Below are 21,279 nucleotides of genomic sequence, written 5' to 3'. Positions count from 1 at the left end.
TGGTAACGCCAACTTGACAGACCAAGCGATCGCGTATGCACTCTGATGCGCTGTTTGTGCCTCCTCTTGGGCACCCCAATATCTTGAAACCCAGTTAAAACTCTACCCAAATGCTGCTCATCCACAGCATTTTTTGATTAGAGTGGAATTATTACCTGTATTGCTGTCCTTCAGCCCAAAGACCATGAGTTTACTTGTCAAACAGCTGACCACTTATCTAGCTTTGCTGGCTATCGGCGGTGGTGCAGGAATATATGCCAGTCGCCATTTCGCAGCAGACAACCCCAGTGTCGAAGGCAGAATCCCATCAGCGATTCCAGCCGCGCTACAGCAAATCTCCCCGCCCCAGAATCGCGCTCCCCAAGAGAACCTGAATTTCATTGCCGAAGCAGCCAAAAAAGTCGGCCCTGCTGTCGTGCGAATTGATGCGGCTCGTACCGTATCGCAGGACATTCCAGATACTTTCAGAAGCCCGTTTTTCCGACGATTTTTTGGGAATGAAACGCCGGTTCCGGAAGAACGGGTGGAACGAGGTACCGGATCTGGCTTCATTCTCAGTGCTGATGGTCGCTTAATGACAAATGCCCACGTTGTCGCGGGGTCAGATAAGGTCAAGGTGACGCTCAAAGATGGGCGGACGATGGAGGGTCAAGTTGTGGGAGCCGATCCGGTTACGGATGTGGCAGTTGTCAAAATTGATGCGACAAAGTTGCCGACGGTACGCTTGGGAGACTCGAATAACTTAATACCGGGACAGTGGGCGATCGCAATTGGCAATCCCCTCGGTCTAGATAACACGGTGACGGTGGGTATCGTCAGCGCGACGGGTCGCTCCAGTTCGCAGGTAGGTGTCCCGGATAAGCGAGTCAGATTTATCCAAACCGATGCCGCTATCAACCCCGGTAACTCTGGTGGCCCCTTGTTAAATGCCAGGGGTGAAGTGATTGGGATTAATACAGCCATTCGGGCAAATGCTCAGGGACTCGGTTTTGCCATCCCGATTGAAACCGCCGAACGAGTCGCCAATCAGCTATTTAGCAAAGGTCGCGTCGAGCATCCCTACATGGGGATTCAAATGGTAACGCTGACGCCAGAGCTAAAAGAAGATATTAACAAAGACAATGAGGCAGGCTTCAAAGTTACGCAGGATAAAGGCGTTGTCATCGTTCGGGTGGTCAAAAACTCTCCCGCAGAACGTGCTGGCTTGCGTGCAGGAGATGTGATCCAGAAAGTTGGCGGTCAAGCGGTCGCAAGTGCCGATCAAGTGCAAGAACGGGTAGAAGCAAGTAGCGTCGGCTCCAGATTAGAAGTAGAGGTCAACCGTAGCGGTCGGACTGAAACTGTCCAAGTACAACCTGGTGCCTTCCCCGTGGAATAGTACAGATAATTTTATCTGTTTTAAACGCAAAGGTAGCGCTGTCGCGCCGCTTCGCTAACGCAAAAGTTGACGCAAAGCAGTAGTAGGCTGGGTTGAGACACGAAACCTAGCATCTTAGACTAGACCCGCTCCGCAGAAGCGGGTCTTTTTGACACAAGCAGAAAGTAACCCTGCGTCTTTTTGTCAAAAAAAGGGCTGATGAGCGCCCAAAAGCAATTCATCAACCCTTATTAGCAATTAGCACTTAGCACTTAGCACTTAGCTAATTACTTGCTTTCCGTAAAATCAGCATCAATTACATCATCCCCAGTACCAGTGGACTGACTGGAACCACCACCACCAGGGGTGCCGGTGCCATCGCCAGGAGCTGCACCTGCGCCGCCTGCTTGTTGATAGATGTTCGTGCCGATGGTGTAGAGAGCCTGCTGTAGCTCTGTGGTGAGCGTCTTGATGCGCTCATCGTCTTCTTTAGCGATCGCATCGCGCAGGTCTTTGACCAATCCATCGACCTTGCTCTTGTCAGCAGCGGGAACTTTGTCACCCAAGTCAGCCATTTGCTTCTCAGCTTGGTAAACGAGGGAGTCAGCTTGGTTCTTGCGGTCAATCTTCTCACGACGCTCCCGGTCAGTGGAGGCATTTTGTTCGGCTTCCTTAACCATCCGCTCCACTTCGTTTTGGGGCAGGGTGGAAGCACCCGTGATGCTGATTGATTGCTCTTTACCAGTACCGCGATCCTTAGCTGTGACGTTCAGGATACCGTTGGCATCAATATCGAAGGTAACTTCAATTTGTGGCATTCCACGAGGAGCCAGAGGAATCCCATCCAGACGGAAGATCCCCAACTCTTTGTTGTTCGCCGCCATCTCCCGTTCGCCTTGCAGAATCTTGATTTCTACGTTGGTCTGATTATCTACAGCAGTAGAGAAGACCTCAGACTTCTTGGTAGGAATCGTGGTGTTGCGGGGGATAATCTTGGTCATCACGCCACCGAGGGTTTCCACACCCAAAGAGAGGGGGGTAACGTCGAGCAGCAATAGTCCTTCAGTTCCAGCTTCACCTGTGAGGACACCGGCTTGAATTGCGGCACCGATAGCTACCACTTCATCCGGGTTGACGGTTTGATTGGGTTCTTTGCCCAAAACCCGCTTCACCAGTTCTTGTACGGCAGGAATCCGGGTAGAACCACCGACCAGCACGACTTCATTAATTGCACTCTTGTCTTGCTTGGCGTCGCGCAGGGCGTTCTCTACAGGAATGCGGCAGCGATCGATCAAGTCAGCGCAGAGTCCTTCAAACTGAGCGCGAGTCAGGGTCATATCCAGGTGCTTTGGACCATCCTGGGTAGCGGTGATAAATGGCAGGTTAATTTCCGCTTGTGTGACGCTAGATAACTCAATCTTGGCTTTTTCAGCGGCTTCCGTGAGACGCTGGAGGGCTTGACGGTCTTTGCGGAGGTCAATGCCTTCAGATTTTCTGAATTCTTCGGCTAAGTAATCAACGATTTTCTTGTCGAAGTCGTCACCACCCAGGTGAGTGTCACCAGAGGTCGCTAACACTTCAAACACGCCATCACCCATTTCCAGGATGGATACATCGAAGGTACCGCCACCCAGGTCAAATACCAGAATGGTTTCGTTGGCCTTTCTTTCGAGTCCGTACGCCAAGGAAGCGGCGGTCGGCTCGTTGATAATCCGCATTACATCAATCCCGGCAATCTTACCAGCATCTTTGGTAGCTTGGCGCTGGGAGTCGTTGAAGTAAGCGGGAACGGTGATTACAGCTTGGGTAACGGTTTCTCCAAGGTACTTGCTGGCATCATCCACCAGCTTGCGAAGCACTTGGGCAGAAATTTCTTCTGGTGCAAACTGCTTGCTCTGAGCGGGGCAGTCTAGCTTAACGTTGCCGTTGCTATCGCGCAGCACTTTGTAAGAAACTTCGGTGGCTTCGTGGGTGATTTCTTCAAACTTGCGTCCGATAAAACGCTTGACCGAATAGAAGGTGTTTTCGGGGTTCATCACCGATTGACGCTTGGCAATTTGACCCACTAAGCGATCGCCATTCTTGGCAAATGCTACGACAGAGGGGGTTGTCCGAAAACCTTCTGCGTTAGCGATCACAGTAGGTTTACCACCTTCCATCACTGCTACGCAGGAGTTTGTCGTACCTAAGTCAATTCCAACTACTTTTGCCATAGGGGTATTTCGGCTTCCTAATAACTACAAAAACTTTTGAGGGCGGATACGGAACTACAAATTGAACCAACCGGGTTAAATCAGCAGCTCTTTCCAGATTTAATAACCATTGGTGCGTGCGTACCGATCTATATAGTGTGCGGGATTAGCCACTCTGGTGTTGTGGGGTTTTCCGAACCTGAGGAAGGACGGTTAACCTTCAGGAGGCATCCCCTTTGGCTCAATCACTTAACATCTGCTGATTGCTTTCACTGTGTCTACTGTAAGGAAATCAGGGGCTTTAGGTATGGGGGCAAGCCGTAATTAAATAGGTGTATTTGCCGTCTAGAGGAATTCAATGCGATCGCGATTAGCTCGTTGGACTCTCTACCAACACCACCTAAATCATTCACGATTAGTTCGTTCTCAAAGCTTGTATTATATGTATTACAAAAGATGCGATTTTCGAGCCATCGTTCGGAATTTCTAAAAAAGAAGAGTTGTACTAGCTATGCGCCGTGCTTCTGGATGCCTGTTTGGTTTAGCTTTTGGTGACGCGCTCGGTGCTGTAACTGAGTTTCTCAATGTTGACGAGATCCTGCGCCGCTTCCCACCCCAAGGGCCGCAGCAACCTATGGGCAATCCGGCTCGCGTTACAGACGACACGCAGATGACTTTAGCGGTTGGAGAGGCACTTTTGGAAGTAATACCGCCTTTGGGTGCTGAGAGCCTAGAGCCGCTGCTACGCCGCGCCTTCATCGACTGGTGGGACAGTCCTGACAATAACCGGGCACCGGGAAGAACTTGTCTAAATGCCTGCGCTAACTTGGCAGATGGCCTGCCGTGGGAGCAGGCAACGGTAGCAACCTCAAAGGGTTGTGGAGCCAATATGCGGGTGGCACCTGTAGGTCTGGTCAACAATCTGGACACAACGACCCGCGCCGCGATCGCTCAGTTCCAGGCAGCTTTGACCCACGGGCACCCCACCGCCCTTACTGCCTCGGATTTAACGGCAAGAGCGATCGCTGACCTGGTAGCGGGTGGCGATCCCAAAGGGCTACCTTCTCGACTTCGCGCCTATGCTGAGGAGCAACGCTCGATCTACCATGCCAACTGGCTGGGGTTGCTCTGGCAACGTCCCTCTATCAATACACCAGAGGAATTTATCAGTCGTGGCTGGGATGAATGTTTGTCCATCCTTGATCGTCTGGATGCCGCCTTGGCAGAACCGAACCGGGATGCAGACCCCTGTTTAGCAACAGGGGAAGGATGGATCGCAGAAGAAGCCTTTGCCACAGGTCTACTGTGCTTTCTACTGTTTCCTGAAGAGCCAGTAGCGGCGCTCCGGCGTGCGGCACTCACCGCAGGCGATTCAGACTCTATTGCCTGCCTTACGGGTGCTTTCGCCGGAGCCTATTTAGGGATGGCAGCATGGCCCGAAGATTGGGTAAGCCGCATCGAGTACCGCGATCGCTTAGCAGCACTCGGCAACCGATGGGATGAGGAAGCAACTTCAGATGCCAGTGGCGCTCAGGTGCCCTTATCGTAAGCGATCGCGATTCACAATAAAGATAGGGGCGATCGCCATGAAGCTCAAATGGTTCAACAGCGATCGCTCGTAAAATGAAAAAGCCCGGTTGACCGCGATAGAACCTATGGTTACTCTTTCTCCTACCCTGCAATCCCGACTCTCGACACCGCTGAAAATTGGCTCTTTTGAAGTGAAAAGCCGGGTTTTACAGTCGCCCCTTTCTGGCGTTACCGATATGGTGTTTCGTCGCCTGGTACGTCGCCATGCGCCCGACTCGATGATGTACACCGAGATGGTGAACGCGACGGGGCTACATTACGTGAAGGAACTCCCCAAGATTATGGAGGTAGATCCGAACGAAAGACCGATTAGCATTCAGTTGTTTGACTGTCGCCCCGATTTCTTGGCAGAAGCGGCTGTAATGGCGGTGAAGGAAGGAGCTGATACAGTTGATATCAACATGGGTTGCCCGGTCAACAAAATTACCAAAAACGGCGGTGGTTCTTCGTTGTTGCGGCAGCCAGAAGTCGCTGAGGCAATTGTCCGAGCGGTCGTAAAGGCGGTGAATGTGCCAGTGACAGTAAAAACCCGCATCGGTTGGACAGATAAGGAAATTAATATTCTGGACTTTGCCAAGCGCATGGAAGATGCGGGGGCGCAAATGATTACAGTCCACGGTCGCACCCGTTCCCAAGGTTACACCGGCCCTGCCAAGTGGGAGTGGATTGGTAAAGTCAAGGAAATTCTGTCGATTCCAGTGATTGCTAATGGCGATATGTTTTCCGTAGAGGCGGCGGTGAAGTGTTTGGAACAAACCGGCGCAGATGGGGTGATGTGTTCGCGGGGAACTCTGGGTTATCCCTTTCTAGTGGGAGAAATTGACTATTTCTTGAAAACTGGTCAAGAAAAGACGCCGCCAACGCCGATACAACGGTTGGAATGTGCAAAAGAACATCTACAAGCTTTGTGGGAATATAAAGGCGATCGCGGTATCAGACAAGCCAGGAAGCACATGACTTGGTATGCCAAAGGTTTTGCTGGTGCTGCTGAGTTGCGCGGACATTTAGCCACAATCGAAAATCTTGAGCAGGGTTTGGAGACAATCGATCGGGCAATTGAACGACTGGCGAATTCCACATGGCACGAGGTTGAAGAAGAGGAGTTAGCATTTGTGGAGGTTTAAGCCCGAAGACGCACTTAGGTAAGCGTTGCGCTCTCTTTGTTATAGGGCGCGAAGGGAAAAAACGAAAGGAAAGCGATCGCCTAGAATAGACGCCATCTACCTGCATTGTTTGCCGTCATGAGCAACTCCTCACACACTTTAAGTCCCCGTCCCCGCTATCAGACCATTCGAGAACTTGGGCGCAATCGCGCTGGGGGTCGCATCACTTATCTGGCAAAGGATAACGTCACAGAGCAGTCAGTCATCCTGAAGCGATTTCTATTTGCCCAAGTTGGGTCTGAATGGTCGGGTTTCAAAGCTTATGAGCGCGAGATTCAAGTGCTACGAGGACTTGATCATCCTGGAATTCCCCGTTACCTCGATTCCTTTGAAACCCAAGCTGGTTTCTGCATGGTGCAGGAGCATAAAGATGCCCTGCCCTTATCTGCTCCACGCAGTTTTGACCCGGATGAAATCCAGAAAATTGCTGCTTCTGTCCTAGAAATTCTTGTTTATTTACAAAATCGGATTCCATCTGTAATTCACCGGGATATTAAACCTGACAATATCCTCGTGGATGAGCAACTGAATGTTTATCTGGTGGATTTTGGCTTAGCTCGAATTGGCAGTGGGGAAATGGCAATGAGCAGCGTCGCCGCCGGGACATTTGGGTTTATGGCACCCGAACAGATATACAACCGCCAGCTAAACGAAGCAACCGATTTATATGGTTTAGGCGCAACACTCATTTGTTTGTTAACTGGGACAAACTCAACAGCAATTGACACCTTATTTGATGAAGATGGTCGGCTTAATTTCAAGCCGCTGCTTCCCAAGCTGAGCCTGCGTTTTGTGGATTGGCTCTCAAAAATGGTCGAACCCAAAGCAAAAGACCGTTTCCCCAATGCTACGGCTGCTTTGGAAGCTCTCAAGCCGATTTATGTTAATCGTTTACCGGAAGTTAAATTTAGCCAACTGGCTCTGGAATTAAAAACAACACAACTAGGCAAAAAATTAACTCAAACCGTTAGGGTTAATAATTCCGTTCCGGACACTTTGCTAGAAGGGACTTGGGAAGTAGCCCCCCACGACAGCGATCCGCGCTATTCCAATTCTCATGCTTGGATTTCCTTTGAACCCGCCACATTTAAGAGTAATCATGCTGATTGCAAAATTACCGTAAATACGAATAAGTTGATGGCAGATAAAACCTATAGTCGTCAGATTTTATTACACACCAATTCTTCCCCAGAAACTTACCCGCTCACGATTACAGTTCGCACAACTCTGCTTGAAACTCCAAAGCCGCCTTATATTTCAATGGCTTTGCTATTAGGAATTGCTTTAGCAATGACTGGATTTTGGACAGGTGCGATCGCTTGGATGGTAGCAATTCTATTCAAATTTACCTCTTGGACATCTGTAGCAATTTTTGAAGTTGGAGTAATCGCGGTATTTTTGGCTTGGTTTAGCGCCGGAACTCTACTGGCAGCAGTTGGCATCAGAACTGTGCTAGGCATAAAGATTGCAGCTTGGTTGACCACTGTGACAATGTTAGTTGTTTTGTTGTCATCAGGGTTCTTACCGGCGGCGATTACTGCCTTGGGAACCTTGGCAGGTCTAGTAATTGGCTTCCTAAATGGGGCAGTAATTAAAAATTATAAAGAAAGGGGATTTCCTGAAAAGATTGCCATTGGCAGCGCACTTTTAATAACAGGTTTCGGCATGAGCTTAGGGACAGGATTCAATGTCGGATTCTTCAATTTCTTTCTGTTTTTATCCTTACTGGGAACCAGTTTATCCTTAGCTGCCATCATGTATTATCCATATCAACAGCGAGAAAAACTGATGGCTAACTATCGCCATGCAACACAAACTAGGCGTTTGATTAAGCCATAGAAGAGATATTGAGGTAAAGAGCGAAATAAAAAGGGCGATCGCTCTTTTTATTTCGCTTTATCGCTGACAAACAATAAATTATTTGCTGCCCTTCACAATTTCACATTCTTCATCCCGGAATTAATAAAATCTTTTATGTTGAGGCTTTGGTTTAGATAATACGGTTGTGCTGATAAAACACATTAACTACCAATAAGAACTAAAACTGCTACAGCAGGCTTAATCCCAACAAAGTTTCTGATAATTTCGATTTTTTTATTCAAATTATAGACGATATTAGAAGTAACCCTAAAATCATCCAAAAATGTGAAATTAATCAGCAGAATATTCTATGTAAATTTTTGAGCTGGTGCAATAAATTTATAAGAACATGGCATTGCCATGCCCTACAAACGTCAGAACCTTAATATAACCTACCCAAATAAGAAATACTATAAAGTGGAATACCAAAACTTCTCCTATTAATGAAAAATCTTACAATTCGTACCAAGCAAAAACTATTACTAAATATTGATGGTAACTTCTGGGTAAGTTAAATTTAGAACAGTGTTGAGCTATTTTCTATAATTCTTTACTTACTTAGTCCTATTTGCAGGTAATTTATAAATTACTAATTATTACTGACTCCTTATTAAGGATACACCTTCTAGTTTATGAAACATTATATACATAGACTCCAGAAATTAGCGAAACTATCAATTCATCTAATTTGTTAAATTTCAAAATGTAAATTTATAGGGGCATTAGGTAAACTCTGAGTAATGTTTAAGTAGGATTACCCAAAAAGGCAAGTTCTGCCCTTGTATAAATGGGTAGTCCTAAAGATGTAAGGATGCATTGTAGTAGTGGACAAAGTGCCACACTGCACCAACATGATTCTCTAACTTCTTGGAAAACGACAACGTCTTTCTCACTAACCGGGATACTCGCTGCCGTAAGGTGCAATTGAAGCGCTCAATTAAGCTTGTTTGACCACTGTCCTTGCCCACACTCTGATGTCGTTGGCTGGGGAAAACCTCATTGTAGGCAGACCAGAAATCGGTATAGGAGACGGCACACTGTCGATACACCCCTGGCAAGCTGTCCCATAATCCTTGGGCACCCTCACCAGAGCGATCGCCGACGTACACGCCGACAATTTCTCGGGTATTGACATCTAATGCTAACCAAATCCATTGCTTGTTGCCCTTATTAGCCACAAATGACCACATCTCTTCGCATTGAATCGTCAAGCGCCCCTTTTTTTAGCCGATACCTCGACTTGTCGGGGAATCGCTTCGTATTTCCCATTGACATAGCTCTGGAGCCAGGGTTCTGAAACACCCGTCACTCTAGCAATTCCAGCTAACGGAATCTTCTCCAACAGCAGTTTGTCAATCAGGGTTTTAGTAGTTTGGTCAATGATCTTGTTCTGCGGGTCTTGCACAAATTGTCTGCCACACTCACGGCACTTGAAGTTCTGTTTGCCGTTGTGAATTTTCCCATTTTTCACGGTATGAGTAGACTCACAAGCAGGACAAGTAGGATGGGGATTGGACATCGAACAACAGCAGTAACTCTACCTTCTTATCCTTACATCTTTAGGACTACCGTATAAATGTATGGTGAGCAATTTCTCTAGCAGAAAGAATATTTACTCGTTTTGGATTACTAATGGGATTGCCCTCTGCTGTCTAGTGACGGCAACCCCCAGCGTGGCTCAAATTGTCCCCGATGCCACTTTACCTAACAATTCCACGGTTACAACCAAGGGGAAAGTTAGCACTATTACTGGGGGAACAGTAGCAGGAAACAACCTGTTCCACAGCTTTAAAGAGTTTTCTGTAATTAATGGGAGTACGGCATACTTCAACAATGACTGGGCTATTCAGAACATCTTGACCCGTGTGACAGGTTCATCCGTCTCTAACATTAATGGTTTGATTAAAGCTAATGGCGCTGCTAACTTATTTCTCATCAATCCAGTAGGGATTATCTTTGGTTCAAAAGCAAACCTAGATATAGGGGGTTCATTTTTAGCAAGTACCGCCGATAGTTTGCTGTTTAGCAATGGTATAGAATTCAGTGCCACAAATACTCAAACGAAACCCCTCCTGACAGTAAACACGCCTCTTGGTTTGCGGTTGAGGGACAATCCTGCCAGCGTAAAGGTGCAGGGGTCTAATCTAGAAGTCGAACCCAATCAAAATTTAGTTCTGGTGGGCGGTGACATTCGCTTACACAAAGCGAAACTAACAGCACCGGGAGGACAACTTGAGTTAGGAGGATTATCTATAGCCGGGGAAGTTGGACTCAAGGAAAATGGCAGTTTGAATTTTCCCAATAATGTAGCGCGAGCGGATGTGTCTCTTACTAATAGCAGTTCTGTTGATGTGCGTGCTGGAGGTGGAGGCTTTATTAGAATCAATGCTCGTAATTTCAAAGTCTCGGAAGGAAGTAAGCTTACAGCGGGAATAGAAAAAAATTTGGGAACACCGGAGGCTCAGGCAGGAGATGTGGAAATTAATGCTTCTGATACAGTCTCTTTGGATGGGAGTAAAGTAGAAACTCAGGTAGAGAAGAATGCCAAGGGTAATGCAGGCAATATTGAGATTACCACTGACTCGCTTTCTCTGAACAACCAAGCCTCACTGAAGGCAAACACTCTGGGACAGGGAAATGCCGGTCAGGTAATCATTCGTGCCAGAGATACCATTTCTTTGTGGGATGAAGGTTTCATCACCAGCAGAGTGGAAGAGAACGCCGTGGGCAGCTCAGGGGGCATCGACATTACCGCAGGAATCCTGTCTATGGTGAATAAAGCTGGACTAACTGCCTCCACCGAGGGGACAGGAAATGCCGGTCGGATAATCATTCGTGCCAGCGATACTATCTCCTTGCGGGATGGAAGCTTTATCAACAGCAGGGTGGTCAAGAACGGCGTGGGCAACTCAGGGGGCATCGACATCACCACTGGGTCACTTTCCCTTAGCGATCGCGCTTCACTGAATGCCTCAGGGAGCATCGACATCACGACTGGGTCACTTTCCCTTAGCGATCGCGCCTCACTAAATGCCGACACTTTGGGAGGGGGAAATATAGGTCAAGTAATCATTCGTGCCAGCAATGCCATCTCCTTGCGGGATGGGAGCTTCATCAACAGCAGGGTGGTCAAGAACGGCGTGGGCAACTCAGGTGGCATCGACATTACCACTGGGTCACTTTCGCTTAGTAATCAAGCCTCACTGAAGGCAAACACTCTGGGACAGGGAAATGCCGGTCAGATAATCATTCGTGCCAGCGATACCATTTCTTTGTGGGATCAAAGTTCTATCACCAGCAGAGTGGAAGAGAACGCCGTGGGCAACTCAGGCGGCATCGACATTACCACTGGGTCACTTTCGCTTAGTAATGCCTCAGTGAAGGTAAACACTCTGGGGCAGGGAAATGCCGGTCAGGTAATCATTCGTGCCAGAGATACCATTTCTTTGTGGGATGAAGGTTTCATCACCAGCAGAGTGGAAGAGAACGCCGTGGGCAGCTCAGGGGGCATCGACATTACCGCAGGAATCCTGTCTATGGTGAATAAAGCTGGACTAACTGCCTCCACCGAGGGGACAGGAAATGCCGGTCGGATAATCATTCGTGCCAGCGATACTATCTCCTTGCGGGATGGAAGCTTTATCAACAGCAGGGTGGTCAAGAACGGCGTGGGCAACTCAGGGGGCATCGACATCACCACTGGGTCACTCTCTGTGACTAATAATGGAGAGCTGAATGTCAGCAGCTTTGGGCAGGGTAATGTAGGTAACCTGGATATTCAGGCTGACTTTATCCTGCTTGAGAACCAAGGAAGACTAACAGCAGAAACTGCATCCGGTAACGGCGGCAATATTAAGCTACAAGTGCAGGACTTATTGCTATTGCGCCACAACAGTCAAATATCGACTAACGCAGGCACTGCCAAGGCTGGTGGAAACGGCGGTAACATCACCATCAATGCCCCATTCATCGTGGCGGTTCCGAGTGAAAATAGCGATATCACCGCTAATGCTTATACAGGATCTGGCGGTAAAGTCAAAATCACTGCCCAAGGCATCTTTGGTATTCAATTTCGAGAAAAACCAACCGCACAGAGTAGTGACATCACCGCCAGTTCGCAGTTTGGGCTTTCAGGCACTGTGGAAATCAATACCCTTGATGTCGATCCCAGCCAGGGGTTAGCTGAGTTGCCAGTTGAGCCAGCGAACGTGGAAGTTGCACAGGGTTGCCAATCCTCCGGAAAGCAGGCAGCGGTTGAGTTTTTCAATACGGGAAAAGGCGGTTTAGCACCTAATCCTTACGAACCGATTAGCAGCAGTAATATTTGGGAAGATGTGCCACCGCCAGCGCGGAGGGCTGAGAACTTGACGGCTGCTAGTGCTTCTGCCTCGCCAGCACTCCCTCCTGACCAAATTGTAGAAGCCCAAGGGTGGAGCGTTAACGACAAAGGCAAGATTGTCCTCGTTGCTGAAATGCCCACCACCCACTCCCAACGTGGCTGTCGCCGACGTTAGCTACCTGTGACTGTTTGATTCCACAGTGTTTGAGAACAAGCAGATGAGCAGAAAACTACTTAGATTTTGGTATTACATCCAACGCCTGGTGAAGTATGCGTCACTAAAGGCTTACCCGCGCATACTAGGACTAATCCTTCTAGCACTATTGGCACTCATCACAACTTTATATATCCCGGCTGTTTCAGCTCAACGGGTTGAAGGAAGTTCTCAAGTTAATTCTCAAACCTCAAATGCCCAGTTGTTACTGCAACAGGGTCTAGAACTCTATGATGCCGAACAATTTTCAGAGGCGATAGGAGTCTTCGGTCAGGCGGCTTCTGCGTTTGTAAACCAGGGAGATAGTTTGAACCAAGCGCTGGGACTGCGCTATCTTTCGTTAGCTTATCAGCACTTGGGACAGTGGGAGGAAGCAGAAAAAGCGATCGCTAACAGCTTCAAACTGCTAAACGAGCGGCAAAATACGACTAATACCCAAGATTACTTAGACGTTTTTGCTAAAGCTTTGAACACTCAAGGTCGCTTGCAAGCGACAAAAGGGCAGTGGTCGGAGGCTCTAGAAACGTGGAAGAAAGCAGCAGCTACTTATAAAAAAGCTGGCAATGAAACGGGTGTCATTGGTAGCGCGATCAACCAAGCTCAAGCGCTGCAAGCATTAGGATTAAGCAGTCAGGCGGAAGCGGCATTAACACAGGTCGAACAAATCCTCCTAAAGCAATCAGATCCGAACCTCAAGGCAACTGGATTGCAGAGTCTCGGTGAAGCTTTCAGACGAGTTGGCGAGTTGAAAAAGTCTCGTGAGGTTTTGCAGCAAAGTTGGGCAATCGTGGAGAGAGAATTTCAACTTTCTAAAGTTCGGGGTTCTACTTTGCTCGAATTGGCTAATACCGAACGCGCTTTAGGTAATAGAGCGATCGCAATCGGCAACGTGAAAGATGCTCAAGAGCATATTCGAGATGCGATCGCATATTATCAACAAGCAACCAATTCACCCAACCTCCGACTCCAAGCTGAGTTGAATTGGCTGAGTCTGTTAGTAGAAACTGGGAAATGGTCAGAAGCAGCGCAACTCGGCTCGACAATTCACCAATCGATCGCTAGCTTGCCTCCAAGTCAAACAAATATCTACTCCCGGCTTAATTTTGCCCGGAGCCTGACTTGTCTCCAGCCCGGTCTTGACAAAAACTCGCTTTCTTGCATCAATTCCGATCGCTCGTTGAAGCTCAGGGAAGGCTTTTCCGAGCCAAGCGCTGCAACAACCCCTCTCTCGTTGCCAGAGATTACACAGATATTAACTACTGCTATCCAACAAGCTCGTAGCTTACAAGACCGCAGAGCCGAATCTTATGCTCTCGGTCAATTGGGTGGGTTGTACGAGCTGACCGCGCAATTGAGCGCCGCTCAAGACTATACTCAACAAGCTCTCCTGCTAGCTGAGCAGATTCAAGCTCCCGATATCCGCTACCGTTGGGAATGGCAGATGGGGCGTTTATGGGAAAAACAGGGGAATCTAAATAGAGCGATCGCTACCTATCAAGAAGCGGTTAAAACTCTTAAATCCGTTCGCAGCGATTTGCTTACTATCAATTCCGACGAACAATTTTCCTTTCGGGATAATGTCGAACCCGTTCACCGCAAATTAGTCGATTTGCTATTGAGTGCTAAAGGAAACTCAGAACCAAGCCAAGAAAATCTCAAGCAAGCGATTGAGGCAATTGACTCCCTCCGCTTAGCCGAACTTGAAAATTTTCTCAACTGTAACCTTTCGCCGACAGTACGGCTGACGCAGGATATTGACAAGATAGACCGGAAAGCAGCATATATTTATCCAATTATTTTGGAAGACCGATTAGCGGTTATTTCCCAATTGCCAGGGCAACCTCTAAAGCATTCTGTCACTCTAGTCAAACAAATTGAGGTAGAAGAAACGGCGAGCGAACTGCGCTCTAACATCCTTAAACGCAACCGGCCAGAAGACGTTATAGAAAAGGCTACACGGGTATACAACTGGTTGATAGAACCTCTAGAGAAAGATTTAGAAAATAATAGCAGCGAAGTCAAAACTGTAGTATTTGTCCTAGATGGAGTTCTGCGAAATGTTCCCATGTCAGTTCTGTATGATGGCAAACGGCAAGAGTATCTGATGCAGAAGCCGTATGCCCTCGCCGTAGTTCCAGGTTTACAACTTTTCGACCTCCGGCCTTTGCAGCGAGAACGGTTAAAAGTTTTAACAGCGGGAGTAAGCGAACAACGGCAATTTGGGGTGCGAAAGTTTGAAAAGCTTCCGAACGTAGTACAAGAATTGCAGCAAATTAAGAATATAGTGCCTTCAGAATCGCTGCTAAATCCAAAATTTACAGGAGGAAATCTCGAACAGCAAATTAATTCCGGAGCTTTTTCCGTAGTTCATATTGCCACTCATGGCAAGTTCAGTTCTAATCCCGAAGAAACGTTTATTCTCACTTACGATCGCCTTCTCGATAGCAATAATTTAAATAACTTACTCCGAGTTAACAATCAAAGCTCATCAAATATCATCGAATTACTTGTCCTCAGTGCTTGCGAGACAGCTAAGGGAGATAACCGAGCGACTTTGGGACTGGCTGGAATAGCCGTGCGGGCAGGGGCACGCAGTACGCTGGCAACGCTGTGGCAAGTTAGCGATCGCTCGACATCTGAACTGATGGAGCAGTTCTACAAGGAGTTAACTAAGCCTGAATTGACAAAATCTGAGGCACTTCATCAAGCTCAGCAAGCTCTATTTAAGCAATACAAAGCTCCCTACTACTGGGCACCTTACGTTCTAGTTGGGAATTGGCTTTAGTCTTTGCCATATTGAGGGTTTTTAGAAATGTCTATTTAACCCTCAACAAGCGACATATAGTTTTAGAGAGCAACTCCAATATCTGGTGAAGCAAGGGGCATAGCGCTGAGTGTCTATTCACCATGCTGAGCATAAGGAATCTCTGATTTTTACTCAGCCTCAACAGCAAGCAGTGATGCGTTTTGTCACAAAAATATATTTTTTAAATTTTGCATAAAACCCTGGCTTTTTGAGTTGAGTAATAGGCAGAGGGAGGGCAAGGAAGCCTAACCCTCAGTTCAAACAATAAGCTGATAATTGCATTCTATTTTTGGAGAAGAAACATCATGGCTACCTTGACACTCAAAACTCTATATTGCCAAGAGACTGAGGACTGGACTGGATCTGACGAACCTTACTTGCGTGTTAATGGTCAGACAGTCTGGCAGGGAGCTTTGAACGACCAAAAAGACGCTCCTTTATTTAACGAGAAGACTGCTGACCCAAACGATTTTTTGGCATTTGATTTCAGCGGTCAGGCTACCATCAAGCTTTTTGACGCGGACGCTGGATGGTTTGACGATGACGATTTTCTGGGCAGTATTCAGGTCACCAATCAAGATATTGGGTTAGGCGACCAGACAAAGCCCTTCAATTTAGATGGGGCATATTATGAACTGACCTACGAAGTCACAGCTTAAGGGAGCGAATAGTTCTCTGATAGGCTGAGTGAGTGTACACATTCACTCAGTTAGATTGATAGTGGCAAGCTTAACCAGGATAGCCTCCCTTTTCAAAAAATTGAATCTTTAAGGGAGGCTTCATGCAAACCACGATAATGGACTTTGATTGAGTAATAACAGTCTTAAAATCTTTGCCCATTACCCTTCCATTTCTCTACAATCGAGTGAAGCACTATGAATACATTGAGTTTATAAAATATGACCGAAGTTTTACAAATTTGGAACCAAAACATTACTACAGAAAAAGTCGTTACTTTACTGGCGAACTACCAGATGCTGCCGCAATTTTTGCGTGAGATCATTACCGATCAGGCTATTGCCTCGATCAACTGCGCGCCCGAAGAGAAAGCCAGTGCTTGCCAGCAGTTCTATGAAAAATATCAGCTCACTTCCGAATCAGAACGTCAGGAATGGCTAGAGCTTTATGAAATGACCTTGGAGCAACTAGAAGCCTTAGCCACACGAGGGCTGAGGATTGAGAAATTTAAACGAGCCACCTGGGCCAATAAACTGGAATCTTACTTCCTCAGTCGCAAGTCGTTGCTAGACAAGGTCATTTATTCTTTAATTCGGACGAAAGATGTGGGTGTCGCCAAGGAACTCTATTTCCGCATTCAGGAAGGGGAGCAGTCTTTTAGTGAACTAGCCTGAGAATTCTCTCAAGGGTCGGAGGCGCAAATCGGTGGATTGGTTGGCCCTATCGAGCTAGGCAAAATCTCCTCTAAGCTGGCTCAGATGCTCTATATCAGCCAAACTGGTCAACTTTGGCCTCCCTACTCGCTTAGGGGAATGCATAGCGATCGTGCGCCTCGAACAACTTATTCCGGCTGTTTTGGACGAAGCTATGCGCCAGCAACTGCTCAATGAACTCTTTGAACGCTGGGTCCAAGAACGCCTCGTTGAACTGACTAGTAGTGGATTGATATCGCTGGATTGAGTAAGGTAAATTCAGTGATTTTTAAAATTACTGACTGAACTAACCAGAGGTGCTTGAGCAAGTCCTTCCAAGCTTACAGATTTCAAAAGTTTTGCCCACGCATTTCTCACTTCAGTATTTTGTGGCTCAGACAGATAGCGATGAGCTAAATTGGTTAGCTCATCGTGCCAAATTACTTGGTTTTCAAGATTAGGGCTTTGCTGAACTCGTGTCACCCAACCCTCGACTACTGGATCGGTCGCCGGGTCACTTTCAGGTGTTTCTTGAACACAACGAACAATAAACCGCCAATAGTAGCTTTCATTAAGTTTTAGAGAGGATTTTGGGCCGGGTGGTAATGCGATACCAATTATTCCTGGTGTTTTAGTGGTTTGGAGGGCAGTTCGGTAGAGAGTAGTTGTATCGTTACGGTCATGTAGTGAAAACTCGATGGAATGTACGTCTTTGGGAGTATCAGGAATATAAAACCAAAAAACTGGATGCTCGGAAGTTGTTAAACTCTGAGTGCTTTTTTCAGGTATTAAGGCAGTAAGCTGTTGCTCGGTCTGCTTGTGTTTGCAGGCTCCACCACGGCTTCCTCCTGGTGTCGCTCTCCTATTATCAGGTGTGCCAGTATTTGGTGCTTCTATCAAGCCAGCGATCGCTTGCGAACTGTATTGTGTCCATAACAGTGCAAGGTTGCTGGTAAAGCTAGCGATCGCTAAAACAGTAATAAACGCAAGTTTCATTTTTGGTAGGTTTTTCATCGCTTTACTCCACAATGGAACGATGAGTATTTAGGAATGCCTTTTGGTGCTGGGTTGGAATTGAAGGGCGGGTGTTAGAAAAGCTCCTTGGTAGGAGGCTCGCAGCCCCGCCTGTGAGCATCAAAGCTAATGCCGCCGGGACGAAAGACAACCAACCACCTTGTAGTAAGAAAACCCAGCACAGTCCATACAAGACAGTGACAGAGATGCAAGTCGCCAGAACTAGGAGTAGTAGCGATCGCGCTTTGCTGTGGCTTCGCGATCGCACCATCCAAACAAATATTCCACCTGCCAGCGACCAAACCCAGACCCAGAGAACATCGCCCCATTGAGGCAACCACCAAATTAGAGGGCGTTTATCCAGAACTGCACTCAAAATTTGACTCACCAGATGGGCATGAACTTCCAGCCCTCGTATTCTGCCATAAGGAGTGTCGTGATAGTCTTGAATGCTAGCAGCTGTGACACCGATTAGAACCACCCGGTTTCTTACCCACTCTGATTCCAACTTCCCAGTTAATACATCCTTAACCGTTACTCGCTGGGCAATTCGGGGAGTGGCGCGGTAATTAATCAACACCTGATTTCCTCGCGCATCCAAGTTTTGATACCCGCTGCTACGAGATTCTAAACGTTTAAAGACAACGTTACCAAATTGCCAGTTTTTATCTGGAGTTGTTGTTGCTGAAATGCCCTTAGCTTCCAGATATCGGTAGGCAAGTTGCAGACTAAAGGAATAGGGTGTGTCGCAGGGTGAAAAAGAAGATATCGGGTTTGGAGTTCGGGATTGGAGATGACGACGAACGGTGTTGTCTTGGGCGTCATTTTCTAAGTCATTAAAGCCAACTTGTTCTGCTGGACTGTTGGATGGGGGTGCAACAGCATCTTCTTGGCTGGTGCCAAGCGTGCAGACGGTAAAGAGACGTTGATTCTGCTGCAAATGGGCAACCAGTGACTCGTGACCCGGCAGTACGGGTTGGTCGCGGAAGATATCAAGACCAATTGCTATAGGTTGATAGCGATCTAGTTTTTCAATGAGCTGAGCTAGGATCGCGTCGGGTAGCGGATACTGGTATTGACGAATATCTGCTTCATCCCCTCCCACAAGCAGAATCCGAGAATCTGCCGGTTCGGAAGGACGTTGGCGTAGTAGCTGGTCATAGCTCTCTAACTCCCATCTTTGCATTCCTCCAAGCGATCGCATCCCCATTACCAAACCAGTTACAACCAAACTGGTTGCGAAGACGGTTCGCAAACCACGCCACAGAGATAAGGTTGGGCGACTAACTTCTTGTGCAGGTTTGGGCAACTCAGGCCAAAACAGAGGCATAGCTGCCGGATTTTGGCAGATTACTGGCAACCAACTGGCACAGGGATAGTCATTCTCGAAACCTTGCAGTCGCTGTCGCGCTTCCCGCACCGCCCGATAGAGAGGTTTGCCACTGGCAAAGCTGTCAAGAAAATACTTCAAAAATGCTTGTGCCACCAGGTCTGGCACTGGTTCTCGCATGACAATTAGTTGCGGGATGTGCAGTGATTCTAGTTCCCGCGCTAATCCCAAACCATCGCAGGAATTGAAAATAGCCAATTGCAACCCGTTTGCAACTGCTTTTTTTAAACCATATCGGAGTTCGTCAAGCGTTAAGCTATCCGTCGGGTTGAGATAAATCCGCCCTTTTTCACCCTCAGTTTGACTGTGACCCGCGAAAAATAGAATATCCCAGGATTGTTCCCAAAGCCGATCGTTTAACTCTTGGCGTTGCGGTTCCACTAGAAAGGTTGTTGCTGCGCCTGGTAAATTCTCTAGCTGTTTTCGATCTTCCTCAACTTGAATGCCTTCACTATTACCTAAAATCGCTAAGATTCTAAATTGGTCTTTATAGCTGGACGTTTGAATTTTTGGGGGTCGTTCGTACTGTAGGGTACTGAGTCCAATTTCAGTAAAGCTGTAGCGTTCCACCAAATCCCACTGATGCCAGGGAATCTGCCAAATCTGCTGGTTTTCGGCACGAATTAGCACCCGCACCTCGTCGGCGGTGCTGACTTTTTCTAGCCACTTTTCGCGAATCGAGAAAAATGACTCGGCTTTAAGCCAAGTATTCAAGCGATCGCGCAACTCTAACGCTTGATTGCGGCACTCCTCCCTCTCTTTTTTGAGGGAACCATCAATCCTGGCTTTTTTAGCTTTCAGGGCGCGGGTAGCTTTCCCCAAGCCGCGATAGGTTGACTGCCAGCCGCTATACTGTACGGCAAGTTCGGGGGCGCTGGGTAACTTACCAGTAATTTCTGTTTCTGGGCGATCGCTTTCTGTTCCAATCTCCAGCGTCACCCGAAAGCCGGAGTTGAAATCGCCATCTAGTTTGAGGACAATTAACTTGCTCATTAGTCATTAGTCCTTAGTCAAGGGTCAAGACTGATTTCCCCTTCTGTTGGTACCCTCAGATGACAAAGTTTTCCGTCACGCTGACATCACCCAGAGCCACCTTAACTCCAAAACAGTCTCCCGGCTCCCCAGCAAATTCTAATTGAATACTCTTATTGTCGCTTCTGGCACGGGCGTCGATGACTGCTTCTCCATCCTCATCCATCACCATCAGTTGCAAATTTGAAGGCAGATACATTTGACCTTTTGGGGGCTGCACCTCGACAATAATATTTATTTCCTGTTCGGATTGTTCTGTGAGCGAGACAATCGCAACTACAGCTTGATCCGGAATTCCCAATTCAATCAGCTTACACCGCCTAACTTCAAGAGCATTTCTAAAGCTAAAAGCTAGTTCTGTTGGTTGCGGGTTTAAAAGCGCTTCCACAGCTTGCCAACCGGCTTCAAAGAGATTTTCAAACCAGTGGCTTAGGTTTACCAAGGGTTTGATTTCATTTAGATATCCGGGTAATTCGGATAGCGATCGCAACTGACTCAAAGGTATCTCGGAAGCAGCCACTTCCACAAATCCCAGTAGTGTTGCTTCCCTCAAAGATTCGGAAAGATGCACCGCAACATAACCAATCCGTTCGTCTCTAACTTCTGCCGGAATGCGGACAAATCCTGCATCTGAAAACACGGGTCTGCACTCTAACTTGCCGCGATTTTTTACTACTAAATCAGCAACATCCATTAGCATCTGCATCACCGGATCTGAACTTGCACTCTGTTCTAAATCCGTTTCAAAGCCCCGGCATTCTAGGTAAACATTCACGGCATACACTGCCAAGGTATTGAGATAAACCTGTTTGGCTTTATCGGGTTTGGATTGATAGCGTCGAAATTGTTCTGCTCGTGCATGAGCTGACAAAGCTAGCGGAACCGTAAAAGTCCAAGCATCTATTTCGGAATTCATAATCAATTGATTTACGCTCATTAGTATCGCACCTCG

The 21,279-nt window shown here is 47.4% G+C and carries 13 protein-coding genes; 8 read left to right on the top strand and 5 right to left on the bottom strand.

What is annotated here, in order from left to right; genetic code table 11:
• Positions 1-184 precede the first annotated feature (184 nt).
• Positions 185-1,378: an HhoA/HhoB/HtrA family serine endopeptidase gene (locus tag NC996_RS14185; RefSeq protein WP_190688266.1), complete on the top strand. Its 1,194-nt coding sequence runs from the start codon at positions 185-187 to the stop codon at positions 1,376-1,378.
• Between the two features lie 266 nt (positions 1,379-1,644).
• On the opposite strand, the gene dnaK is transcribed toward NC996_RS14185, so the two are convergent.
• Positions 1,645-3,570, bottom strand: coding sequence for a molecular chaperone DnaK (dnaK, locus tag NC996_RS14180; RefSeq protein WP_190414776.1), 1,926 nt, complete (start codon positions 3,568-3,570; stop codon positions 1,645-1,647).
• 490 nt (positions 3,571-4,060) lie between these two features.
• Here dnaK and NC996_RS14175 point away from each other — a divergent pair, with 490 nt between their 5' ends.
• From NC996_RS14175 to NC996_RS14165, 3 genes are all read left to right on the top strand, one after another.
• Positions 4,061-5,098, top strand: a complete 1,038-nt coding sequence (locus NC996_RS14175; protein WP_190688263.1) for an ADP-ribosylglycohydrolase family protein — start codon at positions 4,061-4,063, stop codon at positions 5,096-5,098.
• 106 nt (positions 5,099-5,204) lie between these two features.
• Positions 5,205-6,263: a tRNA dihydrouridine synthase DusB gene (gene dusB, locus NC996_RS14170; RefSeq protein ID WP_190688261.1), complete on the top strand. Its 1,059-nt coding sequence runs from the start codon at positions 5,205-5,207 to the stop codon at positions 6,261-6,263.
• 117 nt (positions 6,264-6,380) lie between these two features.
• The gene (locus NC996_RS14165) at positions 6,381-8,141 is read left to right on the top strand and encodes a serine/threonine-protein kinase (protein ID WP_190688258.1); all 1,761 of its coding nucleotides are present in this window, start codon (positions 6,381-6,383) and stop codon (positions 8,139-8,141) included.
• Between the two features lie 818 nt (positions 8,142-8,959).
• On the opposite strand, the gene NC996_RS14160 is transcribed toward NC996_RS14165, so the two are convergent.
• Positions 8,960-9,681 (bottom strand): IS1 family transposase gene (locus NC996_RS14160; RefSeq protein ID WP_190688253.1). Its coding sequence is split into 2 segments (ribosomal slippage): positions 8,960-9,375 and positions 9,375-9,681, totalling 723 coding nucleotides; the frame shifts between segments, so codons are not numbered across the junction.
• Positions 9,682-9,742: 61 nt separating this feature from the next.
• On the opposite strand from NC996_RS14160, the gene NC996_RS14155 reads away from it, so the two are divergent.
• The 4 genes from NC996_RS14155 (at position 9,743) to NC996_RS14140 (ending at position 16,873) form a co-directional block, all read left to right on the top strand.
• A complete protein-coding gene (locus tag NC996_RS14155; RefSeq protein WP_190688251.1) occupies positions 9,743-12,676 on the top strand; it encodes a filamentous hemagglutinin N-terminal domain-containing protein in 2,934 nt (977 codons plus the stop codon).
• A gap of 43 nt (positions 12,677-12,719) precedes the next feature.
• Entirely contained in the window at positions 12,720-15,500 is a 2,781-nt protein-coding gene (locus tag NC996_RS14150; protein WP_190688248.1) for a CHAT domain-containing protein, read from the top strand.
• A gap of 326 nt (positions 15,501-15,826) precedes the next feature.
• A complete protein-coding gene (locus NC996_RS14145; protein ID WP_190688245.1) occupies positions 15,827-16,180 on the top strand; it encodes a hypothetical protein in 354 nt (117 codons plus the stop codon).
• Between the two features lie 240 nt (positions 16,181-16,420).
• Entirely contained in the window at positions 16,421-16,873 is a 453-nt protein-coding gene (locus NC996_RS14140) for a hypothetical protein (protein WP_242037661.1), read from the top strand.
• A 297-nt stretch (positions 16,874-17,170) separates the two neighbouring features.
• Here NC996_RS14140 and NC996_RS14135 read toward each other — a convergent pair whose 3' ends face one another.
• Genes NC996_RS14135 through NC996_RS14125 form a run of 3 tightly spaced genes read right to left on the bottom strand, consistent with a single transcriptional unit; the run spans position 17,171 to position 21,264 of the window.
• Positions 17,171-17,905 carry a DUF928 domain-containing protein gene (locus NC996_RS14135; RefSeq protein WP_190688243.1) on the bottom strand — a complete coding sequence of 245 codons (735 nt, stop codon included), beginning with the start codon at positions 17,903-17,905 and terminating at the stop codon, positions 17,171-17,173.
• 4 nt (positions 17,906-17,909) lie between these two features.
• Positions 17,910-20,288 (bottom strand): CHASE2 domain-containing protein, encoded by a 2,379-nt coding sequence (locus NC996_RS14130; protein WP_190688240.1) that lies wholly within the window; start codon positions 20,286-20,288, stop codon positions 17,910-17,912.
• Between the two features lie 55 nt (positions 20,289-20,343).
• Positions 20,344-21,264, bottom strand: coding sequence for a DUF1822 family protein (locus NC996_RS14125; protein ID WP_190688237.1), 921 nt, complete (start codon positions 21,262-21,264; stop codon positions 20,344-20,346).
• Positions 21,265-21,279 lie beyond the last annotated feature (15 nt).

Origin of the sequence: Trichocoleus sp. ST-U2 (genome assembly GCF_039961875.1) — a bacterium.
Lineage (GTDB): Bacteria > Cyanobacteriota > Cyanobacteriia > Cyanobacteriales > FACHB-T130 > FACHB-T130.
The sequence above is the reverse complement of the archived record's forward strand: the minus strand, read 5'-3'. Positions and strand labels throughout refer to the sequence as shown.

What these genes read in the sequence shown, in the direction of transcription:
- dusB (WP_190688261.1), top strand. Translation starts at nt 5,205, where the DNA reads ATGGTTACTCTTTCTCCTACCCTGCAATCCCGACTCTCGACACCGCTG.
- NC996_RS14185 (WP_190688266.1), top strand. Translation starts at nt 185, where the DNA reads ATGAGTTTACTTGTCAAACAGCTGACCACTTATCTAGCTTTGCTGGCT.
- NC996_RS14165 (WP_190688258.1), top strand. Translation starts at nt 6,381, where the DNA reads ATGAGCAACTCCTCACACACTTTAAGTCCCCGTCCCCGCTATCAGACC.
- NC996_RS14140 (WP_242037661.1), top strand. Translation starts at nt 16,421, where the DNA reads ATGACCGAAGTTTTACAAATTTGGAACCAAAACATTACTACAGAAAAA.
- NC996_RS14130 (WP_190688240.1), bottom strand. Translation starts at nt 20,288, where the DNA reads ATGAGCAAGTTAATTGTCCTCAAACTAGATGGCGATTTCAACTCCGGC.
- dnaK (WP_190414776.1), bottom strand. Translation starts at nt 3,570, where the DNA reads ATGGCAAAAGTAGTTGGAATTGACTTAGGTACGACAAACTCCTGCGTA.
- NC996_RS14135 (WP_190688243.1), bottom strand. Translation starts at nt 17,905, where the DNA reads ATGAAAAACCTACCAAAAATGAAACTTGCGTTTATTACTGTTTTAGCG.
- NC996_RS14150 (WP_190688248.1), top strand. Translation starts at nt 12,720, where the DNA reads ATGAGCAGAAAACTACTTAGATTTTGGTATTACATCCAACGCCTGGTG.
- NC996_RS14155 (WP_190688251.1), top strand. Translation starts at nt 9,743, where the DNA reads ATGGTGAGCAATTTCTCTAGCAGAAAGAATATTTACTCGTTTTGGATT.
- NC996_RS14125 (WP_190688237.1), bottom strand. Translation starts at nt 21,264, where the DNA reads ATGAGCGTAAATCAATTGATTATGAATTCCGAAATAGATGCTTGGACT.
- NC996_RS14145 (WP_190688245.1), top strand. Translation starts at nt 15,827, where the DNA reads ATGGCTACCTTGACACTCAAAACTCTATATTGCCAAGAGACTGAGGAC.
- NC996_RS14175 (WP_190688263.1), top strand. Translation starts at nt 4,061, where the DNA reads ATGCGCCGTGCTTCTGGATGCCTGTTTGGTTTAGCTTTTGGTGACGCG.